Source organism: Gaiella sp. (assembly GCF_035558935.1).
Lineage (GTDB): Bacteria > Actinomycetota > Thermoleophilia > Gaiellales > Gaiellaceae > Gaiella.
In genome coordinates, this window is sequence record NZ_DATMBZ010000014.1 from 1 (window position 1) to 15485 (window position 15485).

17 protein-coding genes are annotated in these 15485 nt (G+C 70.4%); 6 read left to right on the forward strand and 11 right to left on the reverse strand.

Annotated features, from left to right (window positions below):
* The coding region (locus VNM44_RS01525) for a hypothetical protein (RefSeq protein ID WP_325621840.1) at positions 1-382 on the forward strand (382 nt) is incomplete at its 5' end.
* A gap of 96 nt (positions 383-478) precedes the next feature.
* Here VNM44_RS01525 and VNM44_RS01530 read toward each other — a convergent pair.
* Positions 479-724, reverse strand: coding sequence for a hypothetical protein (locus tag VNM44_RS01530; RefSeq protein ID WP_325621842.1), 246 nt, complete (start codon positions 722-724; stop codon positions 479-481).
* Positions 725-855: 131 nt separating this feature from the next.
* On the opposite strand from VNM44_RS01530, the gene VNM44_RS01535 reads away from it, so the two are divergent.
* Together VNM44_RS01535 and VNM44_RS01540 are read left to right on the forward strand one after the other, a co-directional pair.
* On the forward strand, positions 856-1488 hold the full coding sequence (locus VNM44_RS01535) for an MBL fold metallo-hydrolase (RefSeq protein WP_325621844.1): 633 nt from the start codon (positions 856-858) through the stop codon (positions 1486-1488).
* A 47-nt stretch (positions 1489-1535) separates the two neighbouring features.
* Entirely contained in the window at positions 1536-2255 is a 720-nt protein-coding gene (locus VNM44_RS01540) for an A/G-specific adenine glycosylase (protein ID WP_325621846.1), read from the forward strand.
* 3 nt (positions 2256-2258) lie between these two features.
* Here the strand turns inward: VNM44_RS01540 and VNM44_RS01545 are convergent, their stop codons facing one another.
* From VNM44_RS01545 to radA, 6 genes are all read right to left on the reverse strand, one after another.
* Complete coding sequence (locus VNM44_RS01545; RefSeq protein ID WP_325621849.1) at positions 2259-2687, reverse strand: GFA family protein; 429 nt, start codon at positions 2685-2687, stop codon at positions 2259-2261.
* 345 nt (positions 2688-3032) lie between these two features.
* Positions 3033-3518 carry a 2-C-methyl-D-erythritol 2,4-cyclodiphosphate synthase gene (gene ispF / locus VNM44_RS01550; RefSeq protein WP_325621851.1) on the reverse strand — a complete coding sequence of 162 codons (486 nt, stop codon included), beginning with the start codon at positions 3516-3518 and terminating at the stop codon, positions 3033-3035.
* Between the two features lie 46 nt (positions 3519-3564).
* Positions 3565-4173, reverse strand: a complete 609-nt coding sequence (locus VNM44_RS01555; RefSeq protein ID WP_325621853.1) for an HAD family hydrolase — start codon at positions 4171-4173, stop codon at positions 3565-3567.
* Positions 4174-4177: 4 nt separating this feature from the next.
* Positions 4178-4837 (reverse strand): 2-C-methyl-D-erythritol 4-phosphate cytidylyltransferase, encoded by a 660-nt coding sequence (gene ispD / locus VNM44_RS01560; RefSeq protein WP_325621855.1) that lies wholly within the window; start codon positions 4835-4837, stop codon positions 4178-4180.
* A 101-nt stretch (positions 4838-4938) separates the two neighbouring features.
* Positions 4939-5475 carry a CarD family transcriptional regulator gene (locus VNM44_RS01565; RefSeq protein ID WP_325621858.1) on the reverse strand — a complete coding sequence of 179 codons (537 nt, stop codon included), beginning with the start codon at positions 5473-5475 and terminating at the stop codon, positions 4939-4941.
* Between the two features lie 154 nt (positions 5476-5629).
* Positions 5630-6994 carry a DNA repair protein RadA gene (radA, locus tag VNM44_RS01570; protein ID WP_325621860.1) on the reverse strand — a complete coding sequence of 455 codons (1365 nt, stop codon included), beginning with the start codon at positions 6992-6994 and terminating at the stop codon, positions 5630-5632.
* Between the two features lie 96 nt (positions 6995-7090).
* Between radA and VNM44_RS01575 the strand changes: the two genes are divergently transcribed.
* Positions 7091-7258 carry a hypothetical protein gene (locus tag VNM44_RS01575; protein ID WP_325621862.1) on the forward strand — a complete coding sequence of 56 codons (168 nt, stop codon included), beginning with the start codon at positions 7091-7093 and terminating at the stop codon, positions 7256-7258.
* A 37-nt stretch (positions 7259-7295) separates the two neighbouring features.
* A complete protein-coding gene (locus VNM44_RS01580) occupies positions 7296-8228 on the forward strand; it encodes a cation diffusion facilitator family transporter (protein WP_325621989.1) in 933 nt (310 codons plus the stop codon).
* Here VNM44_RS01580 and VNM44_RS01585 read toward each other — a convergent pair.
* The 3 genes from VNM44_RS01585 to VNM44_RS01595 form a co-directional block, all read right to left on the reverse strand.
* Positions 8225-10045, reverse strand: coding sequence for a VanW family protein (locus VNM44_RS01585; protein ID WP_325621864.1), 1821 nt, complete (start codon positions 10043-10045; stop codon positions 8225-8227). The two genes, VNM44_RS01580 and VNM44_RS01585, sit on opposite strands and share 4 nt — an antisense overlap.
* Before the next feature lie 56 nt (positions 10046-10101).
* A complete protein-coding gene (locus VNM44_RS01590; protein ID WP_325621866.1) occupies positions 10102-10551 on the reverse strand; it encodes a GNAT family N-acetyltransferase in 450 nt (149 codons plus the stop codon).
* Between the two features lie 68 nt (positions 10552-10619).
* Positions 10620-11594, reverse strand: coding sequence for a homocysteine S-methyltransferase family protein (locus VNM44_RS01595; protein ID WP_325621868.1), 975 nt, complete (start codon positions 11592-11594; stop codon positions 10620-10622).
* A gap of 136 nt (positions 11595-11730) precedes the next feature.
* Between VNM44_RS01595 and VNM44_RS01600 the strand changes: the two genes are divergently transcribed.
* Positions 11731-12834 carry a serine hydrolase domain-containing protein gene (locus tag VNM44_RS01600; RefSeq protein ID WP_325621870.1) on the forward strand — a complete coding sequence of 368 codons (1104 nt, stop codon included), beginning with the start codon at positions 11731-11733 and terminating at the stop codon, positions 12832-12834.
* Here the strand turns inward: VNM44_RS01600 and VNM44_RS01605 are convergent.
* Positions 12831-15365, reverse strand: coding sequence for an ATP-dependent Clp protease ATP-binding subunit (locus tag VNM44_RS01605; RefSeq protein WP_325621872.1), 2535 nt, complete (start codon positions 15363-15365; stop codon positions 12831-12833). The genes VNM44_RS01600 and VNM44_RS01605 overlap by 4 nt on opposite strands.
* Positions 15366-15485 lie beyond the last annotated feature (120 nt).

Below are 15485 nucleotides of genomic sequence, written 5' to 3' on the forward strand. Positions count from 1 at the left end.
GGGGGTTCTTCGAATGACCCGCATCCTGGCCGTGTGTGTCTTGGTGGCGGCTCTCGTCGTGCCCGCAGCACTCGCGGCCGATCCGGCGCCGGCTGACTTCAAGAACGCCGCGAAGTACTGCAAAGCAGTGCGCGAGTCGAAAGGCGTGGATGCCTTCCAGACGCAATACGGAACGAACAAGAACAAGAAGAACGCCTTTGGGAAGTGCGTGTCGTCGACCGCGAAGGCCAAGGCCGAGAAACGCGAAGACTCGGCCGAGACCAACGCTGCCACCGCCGAGTGCAAGAAACAGCAGGCGGCAGACGCAGCGAAGTTTGCGCAGGACTACAAGAACCTTGGCCAGTGCGTGAAGTCCCACAAGGGCGGCGACGACTCGGACTGACGGCGTCGGAGGTTACGGACCGGTGCGGGGGGCGGCGCGAGCCGCCCCTCTTGTTGCGTGCCACCGACCCGTCCAGGCGGAGGCTCGGCCAGCAGGCTATTCGATCCTGCTGCGGGGTTCGCGCCAGTTGTCGTCAGCCAGCAGGAGGTCATGGACGTCCTCGAGCTCGGGTGCTCGGGCGAGGGCGGCGAGGACGTCTTCTTTCTCGTTCCGCGTCATCGCGATCACCTGAGCGCGGAACAGCAAAGCCTGCTCGAGCCTTCGTCCGAGCGGACGTCGCTCCAACATTGCTGCGAGACGACGCACGACGTCGTCGTCGACCCAGACCCCTCCCATGATCATGCCGCAGTTCCTTCCTGTAGCCGCAGTGGGGCCTTGCACGTTTTCCCTCGCGCCCCCGTCCCACAAACACGGCGCTACCGGAGATCCTCGGTGGAGACATCGTCTCCGCGACGCGCGTACCATCACACCCCATGCGCGAGGTGCGCCCGGGTGTCTGGCACTGGCCATCACCTCATCCCGACTGGAACGAGGAGCAGTGGTGGCCCGAGCTGGTCTCGTCGTACGGGATCGAGCTCGGCGACGAGCTCGTGCTGTTCGATCCGCTCTCGGTTCCCGACGAGCTGCGCCAGCGAGCGACCGCAGTCGCCCTGACCGCGCCGTATCACGAGCGCGATGCCCGTCGGCTCGGTCTTCCGATCCACACGCCGCCCGCGGACACCTGGCAGGACTGGGTCGAGAAGTTCGGCGTCGACCCCGACGAGGTCCGCGGGATGGAAAGCGACGACCTCGCCTGGCTGCGCGCTGGTGACGGAGAAGGACACTTCAGGGGTCCCGGAGAGTGGCCCTTCGGCATCACCGCATACGCGGGTCGCGAGGACAACGATCTGGTCTTCTGGCTGCCGTCGATCAACGCGATCGTCACCGGAGACTCGCTCTCCGACTTCGGCGACGGACTGGACATCCACCTCGGCGGCCGCAAGCATGTGAAGCGCGACGACGTCGCCGAGAGGCTCCGACCGCTGCTCGATCTCCCGATCGACTTCGTGCTGCCGGCGCACGGTGAGCCGACGGGTCGCGCGGCGCTCGAGCGCGTGCTGTCGTAGTGGCGCCGGCAAGACGGTTGCGGGCGACTGCAGCCCTGGAAGATCGCATGGACGAAGCCCTTCTGGCGTGGTTCGACCGCGAGAGCCGTGACCTGCCCTGGCGGAGAACCCGCGACGCGTACGCGATCCTCGTCTCCGAGGTGATGCTGCAACAGACCCAGGTCGAGCGCGTCGTCCCCCGGTACGAGCGCTGGATCGACCGCTGGCCGACCGCGGAGGCGCTCGCCGCGGCCTCCAGCGCGGACGTGATCGTCGAGTGGCAAGGCCTCGGCTACAACCGCCGGGCGATCTCGCTCCACCGCGCGGCGAAGCACGTCGCCGAGCACGGCTGGCCGGCCGACCTCACGGTGCTTCCGGGGGTCGGCCCCTATACCGCCGCGGCCGTTCGCAACTTCGCCCTCGGCGAGGACGTGCTGCCGCGGGACGTCAACGTCGAACGAGTGGAGCGCAGGACCGGACACGTCTTCTCGGCCTCGGCCGCGCAGGCGCTGATGGATCTCGGCGCGACCGTCTGCCTGGCCCGGATCCCGCGCTGCTCAGAGTGCCCTCTCGCCGCGGAGTGCCCGTCGGTCGGGACACGTGACGAGCCGGCGCGGAAGCAGTCGCGGTTCGAGGGATCGTTCCGTCAGAGGCGCGCCGCCACGCTACGAGCGGTCGCACAGGCACCGAGACGCGTGTCGGAGGTCGATCCCGAGGTCGTGCGCTCGCTCGCTACCGACGGCCTGGTCGTGATCGAGGACGACGTCGTCGCGCTGCCCACCTACTGAGGCCTACCGGCCCTCGTCGTATCCGGGCCGGGCTTCGTCGAATCGGGGGAGCCCGTCGTCGGGGATCGCCTCCCAGGGCGCCGCGTATGCGACGAAGGCTCGCGACCGAGGACGGATGCCCGGGTCCCCGTCGATCGCCCCGAGGCGGACGCCGGTGTAGATGCCCGATCCCGGCTCGCAGCTGAACAACGCCGAGCCGCAGCGGGCGCAGAAGATCTTCTCGCGACCACCCTCCGGCGTCCAGCCGCGGAGCTCGTCCTCCCCCTGCACGACGAGCACCGACCCGGGCACGGCCCGCGCGTTGGCCGACGACGCCGTGCCGGTGCGCCGTTGGCAACGCGTGCAATGGCAGTAGCCGGCCGACAGGAACGGCTCGACCACTTCGAAGCGAACGGCCCCGCACCCGCAGCCGCCCGTAATCTGCCGGCGCATCCCCCCGAGCGTACAACCGTTGGCGGAGCGTGCAGCGCCGACGTGCGAGCCCCGAGCGAGTGACAGCCCCGGTTGCGTCGCTTCTGCCCGTCGGCGCACCCGGGGCTGTGAGGAGAAGGCCGTGACACGCGCCGTGCGCCGTGTCACCCGTCGACTCCGGTGAGGACGTGGTCGCGGACGGACCTCGCGACCTGCGCATCGTCCGCGTGAGCGTCGATGCGCGCGCTAGCTAGTCCGGTGGAATCTGCTCCAACATCAACCCTTCCATGTCGAAGGGACTGTCTCCTTCGACCATAGCGCGTCGAGCAGTCGCCGGGTAGTCCCGATCGGGCCGAGCTCCCCCGCTCAGACCTGGACGCTGAGCAGCGCGACGGCCTGGGCGGCGAGCCCTTCGCCGCGCCCGGCGAACCCGAGCCGGTCGGTCGTCGTGGCACGTACGTTGACGAGCTCGCGCTCGACGCCGAGGGCACCGGCGAGTCGGTCGCGCATCTCCTCGCGGCGCGACGCGATCCTCGGCTCCTGGCCGATCACGACGCAGTCGGCGTTGACCAGGGCGAAGCCGGCCTGCCGCACGTGCCCGTAGGCCTCGGCCAGCAATGCCAGGGAGTCGGCGCCGAGGTAGCGGTCGTCGTCGGACGGGAACAGGGCGCCGATGTCCGCCAGGCCCGCGGCACCGAGCAGCGCATCGGTCAAGGCGTGAGCGACCACGTCGCCGTCGGAGTGCCCGACGAGGCCGAGCGGGTGGTCGAACCTGACGCCGCCGAGGACGAGCGGTACGCCCTCCCCGAACGCGTGCGCATCGACGCCCAGACCGACGCGGTGCGCGCTCACGGCGCACTGCGCACGGCGAGCGCACGGCGCGTGGCTCCGGCGTCCCTCATTCTCGGGAGGCTAACGCGTCGGGCACCTCTGCCAACGACTCGACGGCGATCGCGCCGACCGGGGTCGCCTGCAGCATGCCCCACGGGCCACGCCGCAGGTGCACGGCGACGAGCCCGGCGGCGAGGGCCGGACGGGCGTCGTTGTCGGCGCGGTCGCCGACGTACGCGACCTCGCCCGGTTCGGTGCCGGCCAGGTCCACGAGCCTGTGGAAGAACGCGGGGTCCGGCTTCTGGACGCCCAGGCTCGCCGCGCCGGTGACGACGTCCACGGGCAGGCCGGCCGAGCGGGCCCATCGCTCGAGCTGCTCGTTCTGGTTGCCTGCGAGGCCGACGACCATCCCGGCCTCTCGCAGGCGCTCGAGGCACTCGAGCGCGTCGGGATAGAGGTCGTCGGTCGAATACACGAGGCCCTCCCATGCCAGAGGTCGTTCGACGCCCAGATGGCCCCAGAGCTCCCAGTGCTCCTCCCCGCGCTCGATCGTCTTGCCGAGCGCCGCCCACACGACGTGCGGTCCGACTCCGGCCGCGTCGGCCATCTCGCGCCAGTAGCGCTGCTCGTCGACGAGCGTCTCGCCGACATCGAAGAACACCGCGCGCACGGGCATCGGCTCAGCCCTTCTCCAGTAGCCGGGATACGAGCCCGAGGTCCTCCGGCGTCGTGACCTTGAGGAGCCGGGGGTCGCCCGGCACGACGGCGACGGTTCCGCCGCCCCGCTCGACGAGCGACGCGCAGTCGGTTACGCCCCCGTGGCCCGAGGAGAACGCGGCGCGAAGACGGTCGGCGAGGAAAGCCTGCGGTGTCTGGACGGCGACGAGGTCGTCCCGGTCGACCGTCTCGACGACGAGCCCGTGCTCGACGCGCTTCACCGTGTCGCCGATCGGCAGCGCGGGCACCGCGCCGTCGACGCCCTCGCCGAGCCGGTTTAGCAGCCGCTCGATCACGTCGTCATCGAGCAGTGGCCTCGCCGCGTCGTGGACGAGCACGACGAGCGCCTCAGCGGGCACCTCCGCGAGCGCGAGCCGCACGGACTCTGCCCGCGACGCACCGCCCGGAACGACCGCGGCCACCTTCGACGCGACGAGCTCCTCGGAGAGAAGGATCGCGGGCTCCTCCCACCCCGGTGGCGCTGCAACCACGATCGCGTCGACCCACGGGGAGGCGTCGAGCCGCTCGAGGCTCTCGGCGAGGAGCGGACGGTCACCGAGCGCGGCGAACGCCTTGGGGCGGTCGGCACCGAGCCGCGAGCCCGTGCCGGCGGCGACCAGCACGCACCAGACGCCTCCGGCGGAGTCGCTAGAAGAGCTGCTCACGGTTGTTCACTGCCGGCCAGCAGGTCTTCTAGCGCTTTCGCGACGCGAAAGCGCTAGGGCTACGCGGTTGCCGTGGCGGCCGTCTTCGGCTTCGCCTTCGCGCGCTTTCCCTTGGCAGGGTTGGCGAGCACTTCCTCGAGCCAGGTGTGCGCGTCGTCCTCGGTGAGGTCCTTCGCGTACATGAGCTCGGAGGCGAGGATCTTCTTCGCCTTGACGTACATCTGCTTCTCGCCGGTGGAAAGACCCTTCTCGTGATCGCGAAGCGCGAGGTTCCGCACGACTTCGGCAAGCTCGAGGATGTCGCCGGTCTTCATCTTGTCCCGGTTGTGCTTGAACCGACGGTTCCAGTTCTTGGGCATCTCGGTCGAGCCGCCGAGCAGGACCTTCTGCACGACCTCGACCATCTCGAGGTCGATGACGCCGCGGAGGCCGACCTTCTCGCAGTTGTCGACGGGCACGTTGACCGTCATCTCGTTGTGGAGGATCCGGATGGTCAGGTACTCGCGCTCCTCACCGAGCACGACCTTGACCTCCTTCTTCTCGACGGTTCCCGCACCGTGGTGGGGATACACGACCTTGTCGCCGACATCGAACACGCCTCGAGTCCTCCCGTCGTCCGGTCTTGTGTGTGCCTGACTCACGAAAAAGCGCCGGCCTGGATCCGCCGACGTGTGACCTCCATTCTACCGGAAGAAACCGCCCGGCTCCGGGGGAAATACGGGCTTTCGGGCCGTTCCCGAACGCGGATCCTCACGTCTCTTCGGTCGGAGGTCGTGGCGCCTCGAGCGCCGCGTGGAGCGCCTGCCGGAGCGTCTCGGCTCCGTCGACGCGCGGCCCGCGGTCGATCGTGCGCGTGCCCTCCGGGGCGACGACGGTGACCACACCGAGCTTCGTGCACTCCGCGAGCCGGCGCTCGGCTTGCGCGGCCTCCCGCAACCGGCCGGTGAGGCCCAGCTCACCGAACGACGCCACCCCCTCGCGCAGCGGCACGCTCCGGGCGGCGGAGGCGATCGCAAGCGCGACAGCGAGGTCCGCGCCCGGCTCGTCGATTCGCACCCCGCCCGCGACGTTGACGAAGACGTCGGCGGCGCCGAGCGGGACGCCCGCGTGGCGCCCGAGCACTGCGACGATCATCGCGAGCCGCTTGGGGTCGACTCCGGTGCCCACGCGCCGCGGCATCGCAAGGTCGGTCCGCGACACGAGAGCCTGTACCTCGAGGAGCAGCGGCCGCGTTCCCTCGAGCGCGACCGCGACCGCGGCCCCGACCTCGCCCGCGCGGGTCCGCCCGAAGAGGGCCGAGGGATCGGGCACGCCCACGAGCCCGGAGGCCGTCATCTCGAAGACGCCGAGCTCGTTCGTCGACCCGAAGCGGTTCTTGGTCGCCCGCAGGATCCGGTGCGCGTGGTACCGGTCGCCCTCGAACTGGAGCACGCAGTCGACGAGATGCTCGAGCACTCGGGGCCCGGCCACGGCGCCGTCCTTCGTCACGTGGCCGACCAGCACGGTCGCCACGCCGCTCTGCTTCGCGACGCGCAGGAGGCGAGACGCGGCCTCCCGGACCTGGGCGACCGAGCCCGGGGCCGAGCCCAGCTCACCTGCGTACAGGGTCTGCACGGAGTCGATGACGCACACCGCGGGCTTCTCGCGCTCGAGCGTCGCACAGACGGCGTCGAGCTCGGTCTCGGCGAGGATCCGCACCTCGTCGGTCCCGCCCAGCCGCTCGGCCCGCAGACGCACCTGCGCGACCGACTCCTCGCCCGTCACGAGGAGAGCGTCGCGGCCGCTTCGGGCGACCGCGCCGAGCGCGGAGAGGAGCAGCGTCGACTTGCCAACGCCGGGCTCGCCGCCGAGGAGGACCAGCGAGGCCGGGACGAGGCCGCCGCCCAGCACGCGGTCGAGCTCGGGAACGCCGGTCGCGAGGCGGGCAGCCTCCGCGACCTGTACGTCGCCGAGTCGCTGGGGCATCCGGGCCGCTCCGCCGGCCGGTTGTCCGTCGCGCCCGTGCAGCTCCTCGACGAGCGTCCCGAACGCGCCGCACCCAGGGCATCGCCCGAGCCAGCGTCCGGTGGTCGCCCCGCACTCGCTGCAACTGAACTGGACGACGACCTTGGCCATGCGGCCATGATACGACGCCGTCCGGACAGACGGCGCCTATCTTGACAACGCGTACGTGCGGCCGACAGACGCAGTGGCCAGAGCAGCCTCGAGGTCGTGCCACAGGTCGTCGACGTCCTCGAGACCGACCGAGAGGCGCAGGAGCCCGACGCTCTGCGCGACTTCGTGCCCGACCGCCTCGCCGGCAGGCCGGAGGTCGGGCACGTCGAGACGCGCGTCGTGTACGAGCACGCGCAGCGCCCCGTGCTCGAGCCGCTCGAGTGACGCCCAGCAGGGCGCCTATCCTGCGATCGTGAGCTCGATGCAGCGCTCGGGAGGCCACGACCGCGGACACGCCCACGACCATCGCGTCGCCTCGCGCCGCGCGCTCGGCGTCGTGCTCGCGCTCACCGTCGGGTTCACGGTGGTCGAGGTCGTCGGCGGCTTCCTCACCGACAGCCTCGCGCTGCTCGCGGACGCGGGGCACATGCTCTCCGACACCTTCGCGATCGGGCTCGCGCTCGTTGCGCTGACGCTCGCCGCGAGACCGTCGACGCCGCGCAGGAGCTTCGGCTTCCAGCGGGCCGAGATCCTCGCCGCGTTCGTGAACGGCCTCACGCTCGTCCTGATCTCCGGCTGGATCATCTGGGAGGCAGTCGGCCGCTTCCGGGACCCGCCGGACGTCCTCGGAGGCTGGATGCTCGCGGTCGCCGCCGTCGGGCTCGTCGTCAATGCGATCTCCGCCGCGATCCTCATGCGATCCGAGCACGCGAGCCTCAACATGCGCGCGGCCCTGCGTCACGTGCTCGCCGACTTCCTCGGCTCGCTCGGCGTGATCGTCGCCGCGGTCGTCATCCTGCTCAGCGGCTGGAATGTCGTCGACCCGCTCGTCTCGATCGCGATCGCGCTCCTCATCCTCGGCAGCGCGTGGGGCGTCCTCAGAGACTCGACGGCGATCCTGATGGAGGAGACGCCGTCGGGCCTCGACGCCGACGCCGTCGCGCGGGCGATCACCGAGGTCCCCGGGGTCACGAGCGTCCATGACCTGCACGTGTGGACGATCACGTCCGGCTTCGAGGCGCTCTCGGCACATGTCCTCGTCGGGCGCGGTGAGGACTGCCACGGGCTGCGTCGCGAGATCGAGCGCGTGCTCGCGAGCCAGTTCGACATCACGCACACGACGCTCCAGGTCGACCACGACGCGTCGGAAGCGCTGATCGAGCTCCAGAGCCCGGCCGCGACCCGACGCGGCTAACCGGAAGCGGCCGTCGTCGTCTCGCCCGTGGGAGGGGGCTCGGGAGTCGTCGGCTGCTTCGGCTCGGCCTTGGGCTTCGGCTTCTCGGTGGCACGCTTCGGCGGGCCGACCTCGACGATCGCGTTCTGCGGGTCGTAGCGGACGGTGTACCGCTCGTTCGCGAGCAGCTCGTCGCCCCTGAACACCCTGCGCGTGTACTGCACCGTGAACCCCGACTCTCCGGAGGACTGCACCATGGAGGCCGTGCCCGGAGGGAGGGACGAGTTCAGCGTCCGGATCGTCCGAGGAGCCGTATAGGCGTACGGCTTGCCGGTCTCGGTCTCGATCCGCCGGCCGAGCTTCCGCGAGTAGAAGCGGACCGTGATCCCGGAGTCGCTCGCCGAGACCTTCATCAGGATCGCCGCCGGCCAGTTGTTGCGGAAGATCAGCTCCGGGCCACCCCAGGACACGGTCGCCTCCCGGCCCATCGGGTAACGAGAGATGTAGAACTGATGCGCCTGGTGCGCGACGAGCTTCACGCCGGCGAAGAACGCGGCGTTGTAGAGCGTCGTCGCGACCTGCGAGATGCCGCCGCCCACGGCATCCTCGAGACGCCCGTCGAAGATCTGCGGAGCCGCGACGAATCCCTTCTCGACGGTGCGCTTGCCGAGCGCCTCGTTCAGCGAAAACGCCTTCCCGGGGAGGATCACCGTCCCGTCGAGCAGCTGGGCGGCACGCTGGATGTTCGTGACCCGCGGCTGGCAGCACGAGTAGTACGTGGTGAACTCCGAGACGAGCTCCCGGATGTCGAGCTTCTCGGCCTCTTCGGTCGTGAGGGCCGGCGCGGTCTCCCGGAACCGCGCGAGATGGGTCGTCGACTCGAGATTCGACACGAGCGACCTCCCGATCCGCGGCACGTCAAGCGCGCGCCCAGGTCGGGACGGGACGACCGAGACGCCGGGAGCGCCGACCTCGAACGTCGCATCGCGCGGCGCCGACTCGTAGCGCCCGAGCCGTATCCGCAGCGAGGCGCCGAGGCCCTTCGGGTCGAGCGAGATGCCGAGTGAGCCGTCCTCGCGCTCGGTGCGGAGGAGCCCACGCAGTCGCGTCGGCGTCAGGGTCGCCTCCGCATCGCCAAAGCGGACGCGCCTCGGCCCGTCGAGCAGGCGCTCGATCCGAGCGAGGGCGATCTCGGCCTCGGCGCGCGAGACGACCGGCCGGATCGGGACGATCTCGAGCTCGACGCGAGACGGGAGCGTGCGAAGCTCCCGGCGCAAGGAGTGCCGGTCGACGCCCGTACCCGCTCTAGCGTCCACGACGCGAGCCGCCTCGGCGTCGACGACGACGCGCGCGTCGCGCCAGGGCGTCCCGAACCGCCGATCGAGGCGGTCGGCGAGCTTCGCGACCGGGACCGGCCCGAGCCGATAGCGAAGCTCGACCGCAGGCCCCGAGCGCAGCCCGACCCGGTCGAGCACCCGCGCAAAGATCCCCTCGGCGGCGACCGCGTCGATCGCCTCCTCGACGAGGGGCTCCGCTCGGACCTCGCGCCCGCTCGTCGCGGCGAGCTCGCCGCCGGGCGCGACGAGCCGGATCGGTCGCCCCGCCCGCGCGGCTGCGTCGCGCGCGACCGCGGCGCGGGCCTCGTCCTCGCTCATCCCGCCGACGTCGACTCCTCCGATGGTGGCGCCGCGCGGCAGCGAGTCGCGCTCCAGGAGGGCGATCGCGCCGAATGCCACGCCGAGGAGGACGACCGCGGCACCCGCGGCTACGAGCGCGACGATCGCCCTTCTTCGACGACGAGGCGTCCGTCTGGCGGACGAGAGGAAGGGGCCGGACACGGGGAAGGCTGACGGTAGCGGACGGCCGTTTGCGCCCCGCGGCCCGTGACGTGGGCCTACCCGAGCGGCTTCACGAAGAGGACGCGGTCCTCCCCCGGCCCGTCGTAGTCGTGGGCGACGCGCTCTGCTTCGAACCCGAGCGCCTTGTGAAAGGCCACCGACTCCTCGTTCGCCGGCGAGGTCACGCTACGCACCCTGGTTCTCCCGTGCCCGCGGGCATCCTCGAAGAAGCGCTCGTACAACCTGCGTCCGAGCCCCTCGCCGCGATGCTCGGGCGCGACGCCGACGAAGTGGACATACGCCTCCTCGGGGTCGGTCTGTGAGAGGAAGCCGATGAGGAATGCGGCGAGCTGGCCGTCCTCGTCGTCGAGGACGTAGCTCGTGCCCTCGAAGTGGACGAAGAACAGCCGCGGCAGCATCGGCGCCATCTCCCGCCCGCCCCACCAGGCATTGACGCGCCCTATGACGCGTCCGTAGTCGGCCGGCTCCGCATGGCGGATCTGCACGCTGCAAGCGTAGGGGACTGGCACCGGAGGTGCCTGTCCCCTGCGACGCAACGCCTCGTGGGGGTCGGTCACCTTGCGGGTGACAGACCCCAGGCCTCTCCCATCGCCTCCACGTGGCGGTGGTCGGTGCCGCAGCAGCCGCCGAGCACGGTGAGGCGCGGCAGACGCTCGCGGAGCGCCACGTACTCGTGCGCCAGCTCCTCGGGGTCACCCATGTCGAGCTCCTCGGCCTCGTCCAGCTCCGCGTGGCTCAGGCGCGACGCGTTGGCGCGGAGGCCGCGGATCCTGTCCGTCCACTCGGAGCCCGGCTCGAGAACGTCGTAGAAGTGGGACGGATGCGCACAGTTGAGCATCACGTACGCCGCGGCGGCGCCGGAGCGCGCGTCGAGCTCCTCGATCGCCGCGCCGAGTGGCTGGCCGCTGGGCAGGCGCCCGTCCGTCTCGACGGTGAAGGAGATCACTACCGGGAGACCGACGGCTTGCGCGGCGCGAACGATTCCCACGGCCTCGTCGAGGTACGTCATCGTGATCGCAGTCACCAGGTCGACGCCCGCCTCGGCGAACGATCGAATCTGCGCGCCGTGGTAGTGGGCGGCCTCGTCGGACGTCATCGACTCCCCGACCACGTATCCGTCCCCACGCGGGCCGACGCAGCCGGAGATCACGATCGGGGTGGCCTCGGTCTCGAGCTCGTCGCGGAGCTCGTGGAGGAGCTCGACTGCACGCCGGTTGAGCGCCTCGAGCCGGTCGCCCGAGTGACCCATTCGCGCCGCCCAGTCGGGGCTCGCGCGCCAGGTCGGCGTCTCGAGCACGATCCCGACGCGGCGGGCGAGCGCGATCTGGACGTAGGGCTCGAAGTAGCGGCGCAGTGCGTCCTCCCCGCCTTCCCGCGTGAGCAGGTCGTATGCGGCGAAGTAGGGCAGGTCGTGGCCGTCGTGAAAGATGAGGGTCGTCTCGAGGCCGCCGTCCGTCAGGAACGGCGTCTCGCCGAGCTGGGGTAGAGCGTCTCGGTGGCGCGCGTGCGCCGGGAACATCGAGGTCATCAGACCGTCCTCCCGAAGTCGTGTCGCAGTCCCGCGACCGCTTTCGAGCGTACGAGCCGGGCGTTTCCTCCCGCGTACGGCTTACCGAACTCTTCCGAGCGGTCACCAAGGCACTCGACCGGAGTACCCTCGGGCGATGAGACGCTCCGTCGCATGGGCGCTCGTTCTCCTGACGGTCGCCGGCACGGCGGCATCCGCGACGGCGCGACGCGGGACGACTGCCGCCGAGGCGCTTCAGCCCGCGCTGAACGCGGTCGTGGCGTCAGGCACTCCGGGCGCGCTCGTCCTCGTGGAGGACGGCACGTCCCGGATGCAGGTCGAAAGCGGGCTCGCGGAGCTCCGAGGCGGTGTGCCGCTCCGCGCAGGTGACCGGTTCCGGGCTGGAAGCATCACGAAGACATTCGTCGCCGTCGTGGTCCTCCAGCTCGTCCGCGAGGGTCGGTTGAGTCTCGACGACACCCTCGAGCGGCGGCTCCCGGGGTTCGTGCCGAACGGGCGCCGCGTAACGATCCGGCAGCTGCTCGCGCACACCTCGGGTCTCTCGGACTACGTGGCCGACGAGCGCTTCCTCCGATTGACGGCGAGCGCGCCCCGGCGACATTGGTCACCGCGGGAGCTCGTCCGCCGTGCCGAGCGGATGGGGCCGACCGGATCGCCCGGCGAGACCTTCGCCTATGCGAGCACGAACTACGTCCTGCTGGGCCTCGTCGTCGAGCGTGTCACGGGCACCACGATCGGAGAACAGCTCCGCAGCAGGATCTTCGCCCCGCTCGGCCTCCGCGGCACGGACTTCGTGCCGGATGCGTGGACTGGAGGCCGGTACGTGCACGGCTATGTGCCGAGCGTGCACGACGGGATCGTCGGCAGCCTCGCGACGGCACGTGACCGAAGCGATGCGAGCGCGTCATGGGCCTGGGCAGCCGGCGCACTGGTCTCGACCGCGTCCGACCTCTCCCGCTTCTTCGGCGCCTTGCTCGGCGGGCAGCTGCTGCCTCCCCGCCTGGTCGAGCTGATGCGGCCCGCACCGAGCCGACGCTACGGGCTGGGTCTCGCCGCGTTCGAGACGCCGTGTGGCAGGGCGGTCGGCCACACCGGGAATCTGCTCGGCACCGTCTCGGCCGCGTGGAGCACCGCCGACGGCAGGCGACGAGTGGTCGCGATGACGAACAGCTATCCGCTTTCCGCCGCGGCGGACACCGCGTTCAGGCGCCTGCTCGACGCGGCGTTCTGCCGCCGCTAGCCGACGGCCTCGTCGTCGTCCGTCGCAGTCGGCTCGTCCGGCGGCACCGTCACGGGCTCGGGCTGCGCCTCGCCCTCGATCACGCGCATCTCGACCTTCGGATCGTCCGGGCCGGGGTCGACACGGCGGTCGACCAGGATCGTCGAGCCGTCGGTGAGCTCGCGGCCGAGAATGAAGTCGGCGAGCGGGTCCTCGATCAGACGCTGGATCGCGCGGAGGAGCGGCCGCGCGCCCATCGCGGGGTCGTAGCCCTCCTCGGCGAGCAGCTCCTTCGCCGCCGGCGTCAGCTCGACCGACGCGCCGTGCACCGCCATCTGGTCGCGGAGCCGCTTCATCTTGATGTCGACGATCCGGAGGATCTCGTCCTTCTCGAGCTTGTGGAAGACGATGATCTCGTCGATCCGGTTGAGCAGCTCGGGCCGGAAGACCTTCTTGAGCTCGCCCATCACGCGGGCCTTCATGTCGTCGTACGTGAGGCCCTGCTCGTCGCCGATCGCGAACCCGAGCGACTGGTTCTTCGAGATCTGCGCGGCGCCGATGTTCGACGTCATCACGACGATGGTGTTCCGGAAATCGACCTTGCGGCCCTGGGCGTCCGTCAGCCTGCCGTCCTCCAGGATCTGCAGGAGGATGTTGAACACGTCCGGATGCGCCTTCTCGATCTCGTCGAGGAGCAGCACGGAGTACGGCTTGCGGCGCACGGCCTCGGTGAGCTGGCCGCCTTCGTCGTACCCGACGTAGCCGGGGGGCGAGCCGACGAGCCGCGACACGGAGTGCTTCTCCATGTACTCCGACATGTCGATCTGGATCATCGCGTCCTCGTCGCCGAACAGGAACTCGGCCAGCGTTCGCGCGGTCTCGGTCTTCCCCACGCCCGACGGGCCGAGGAAGATGAACGATCCGCTCGGGCGCTTCGGGTCCTTGATCCCCGCGCGGGCGCGCCGGATCGCCTTCGAGACCGCCACGATCGCGGCCTCCTGGCCGATCACGCGCTTGTGCAGATCCTCCTCCATCCGGACGATCTTCTGCGACTCGGCCTCGGTGAGCTTGAAGACCGGGATCCCCGTCCACATCGAGACGATGTCGGCGATCTCGTCCTCGCCGATCTCCGGCTGCTCCTCGTCGGCCTCGTTGCGCCAGCGCTCCTCGAGCTCCTTCTTCTTCTGCGAGAGCTTTCGCTCCTTGTCGCGCAGCGACGCGGCCTTCTCGAACTCCTGCGCCTCGATCGCGGCTTCCTTGTCGGCGCGGACGGTCTCGATCTCCTCCTCGAGCTCGCGGTAGCGCGGCGGGGCTGACATCGTCCGGATGCGGACCCGCGACCCCGCCTCGTCGATCAGGTCGATCGCCTTGTCCGGGAGGTGACGGTCCTGGATGTAGCGGTCGGCGAGCACGGCCGACGCCTGCAGCGCCTCGTCGGTGATCTTCACGCGGTGGTGCGCCTCGTAGCGGTCGCGGAGGCCGCGCAGGATCTGCACCGTCTCGTCGATCGTCGGCTCCTCGACGCGCACCTGCTGGAAGCGCCGCTCGAGCGCAGCGTCGCGCTCGAGGTACTTGCGGTACTCGTCGAGCGTCGTCGCACCGATCGTCTGCAGCTCGCCGCGCGCGAGCGCCGGCTTGAGGATCGAGGCGGCGTCGATCGCGCCCTCGGCTGCTCCGGCCCCGACGAGGTTGTGGAGCTCGTCGATGAACAGGATGATGTCGCCGCGCTGGGTGATCTCCTTCATCACCTTCTTCAGGCGCTCCTCGAACTCGCCGCGGTACTTCGATCCTGCCACGAGCGCGGCGAGGTCGAGCGTGTAGATCTGCTTGTTCTTCAGGAGCTCGGGCACCTGGTTCGCAGCGATGCGCGCTGCGAGCCCCTCGACGACGGCGGTCTTGCCGACGCCCGGCTCGCCGATCAGCACGGGGTTGTTCTTCTGGCGGCGCGAGAGGATCTGCATCACGCGCTCGATCTCGGTCTGGCGGCCGACCACGGGGTCGAGCTTGCCCTCGGTCGCCTGCTTGGTCAGGTTGCGCCCGAACTGATCGAGGAGCTTCGAGTTCTTCGCCTTCTCACCCTGCGCGGCGGCGCCCGGCTGCCCGGACTGGCGCCGGCCGGGCCCGGAGAGCATGCGGATGATCTCGTTGCGGATCTTCTCCGCGTCGGCGTCGAAGTCGAGCAGGATGCGCGCCGCGACGCCCTCGTTCTCGCGGACGAGCCCGAGCAGGATGTGCTCGGTGCCGATGTAGTTGTGCCCGAGCGAGAGCGCCTCGCGCAGCGCGAGCTCCAGCACCTTCTTCGCGCGCGGCGTGAACGGGATCTGACCGGTGGTGACCTCGTCGCCCTGCCCGACGATGCGGGCCACCTGGGCGCGCACCTCTTCCACGGTGATGTCGAGTTGCTCGAGGACGCGCGCGGCGAGGCCCTCCTCCTCGCGCAGGAGCCCGAGCAGGATGTGCTCCGTCCCGATGTAGTTGTGCTTGAGAGCGCGTGCCTCGTCCTGGGCGAGGACGACGACCTGCCTGGCCCGTTCGGTGAATCGCTCGAACAAGTCCCTCGACCCTCCTTTCCGCGTGATCCGGAGTCTGCGGTGCCGCCGGCTCCGGGTCGAAGGCACCACTGATCGTACCCGACGTCCGCGAAGTCGCCGACTAGCCGACCGGGTAGCCTT

What these genes read in the sequence shown, in the direction of transcription:
- VNM44_RS01530 (WP_325621842.1), bottom strand. Translation starts at nt 724, where the DNA reads ATGATCATGGGAGGGGTCTGGGTCGACGACGACGTCGTGCGTCGTCTC.
- VNM44_RS01535 (WP_325621844.1), top strand. Translation starts at nt 856, where the DNA reads ATGCGCGAGGTGCGCCCGGGTGTCTGGCACTGGCCATCACCTCATCCC.
- VNM44_RS01540 (WP_325621846.1), top strand. Translation starts at nt 1,536, where the DNA reads ATGGACGAAGCCCTTCTGGCGTGGTTCGACCGCGAGAGCCGTGACCTG.
- VNM44_RS01545 (WP_325621849.1), bottom strand. Translation starts at nt 2,687, where the DNA reads ATGCGCCGGCAGATTACGGGCGGCTGCGGGTGCGGGGCCGTTCGCTTC.
- VNM44_RS01555 (WP_325621853.1), bottom strand. Translation starts at nt 4,173, where the DNA reads ATGCCCGTGCGCGCGGTGTTCTTCGATGTCGGCGAGACGCTCGTCGAC.
- radA (WP_325621860.1), bottom strand. Translation starts at nt 6,994, where the DNA reads ATGGCCAAGGTCGTCGTCCAGTTCAGTTGCAGCGAGTGCGGGGCGACC.
- VNM44_RS01580 (WP_325621989.1), top strand. Translation starts at nt 7,296, where the DNA reads ATGCAGCGCTCGGGAGGCCACGACCGCGGACACGCCCACGACCATCGC.
- VNM44_RS01595 (WP_325621868.1), bottom strand. Translation starts at nt 11,594, where the DNA reads ATGACCTCGATGTTCCCGGCGCACGCGCGCCACCGAGACGCTCTACCC.
- VNM44_RS01600 (WP_325621870.1), top strand. Translation starts at nt 11,731, where the DNA reads ATGAGACGCTCCGTCGCATGGGCGCTCGTTCTCCTGACGGTCGCCGGC.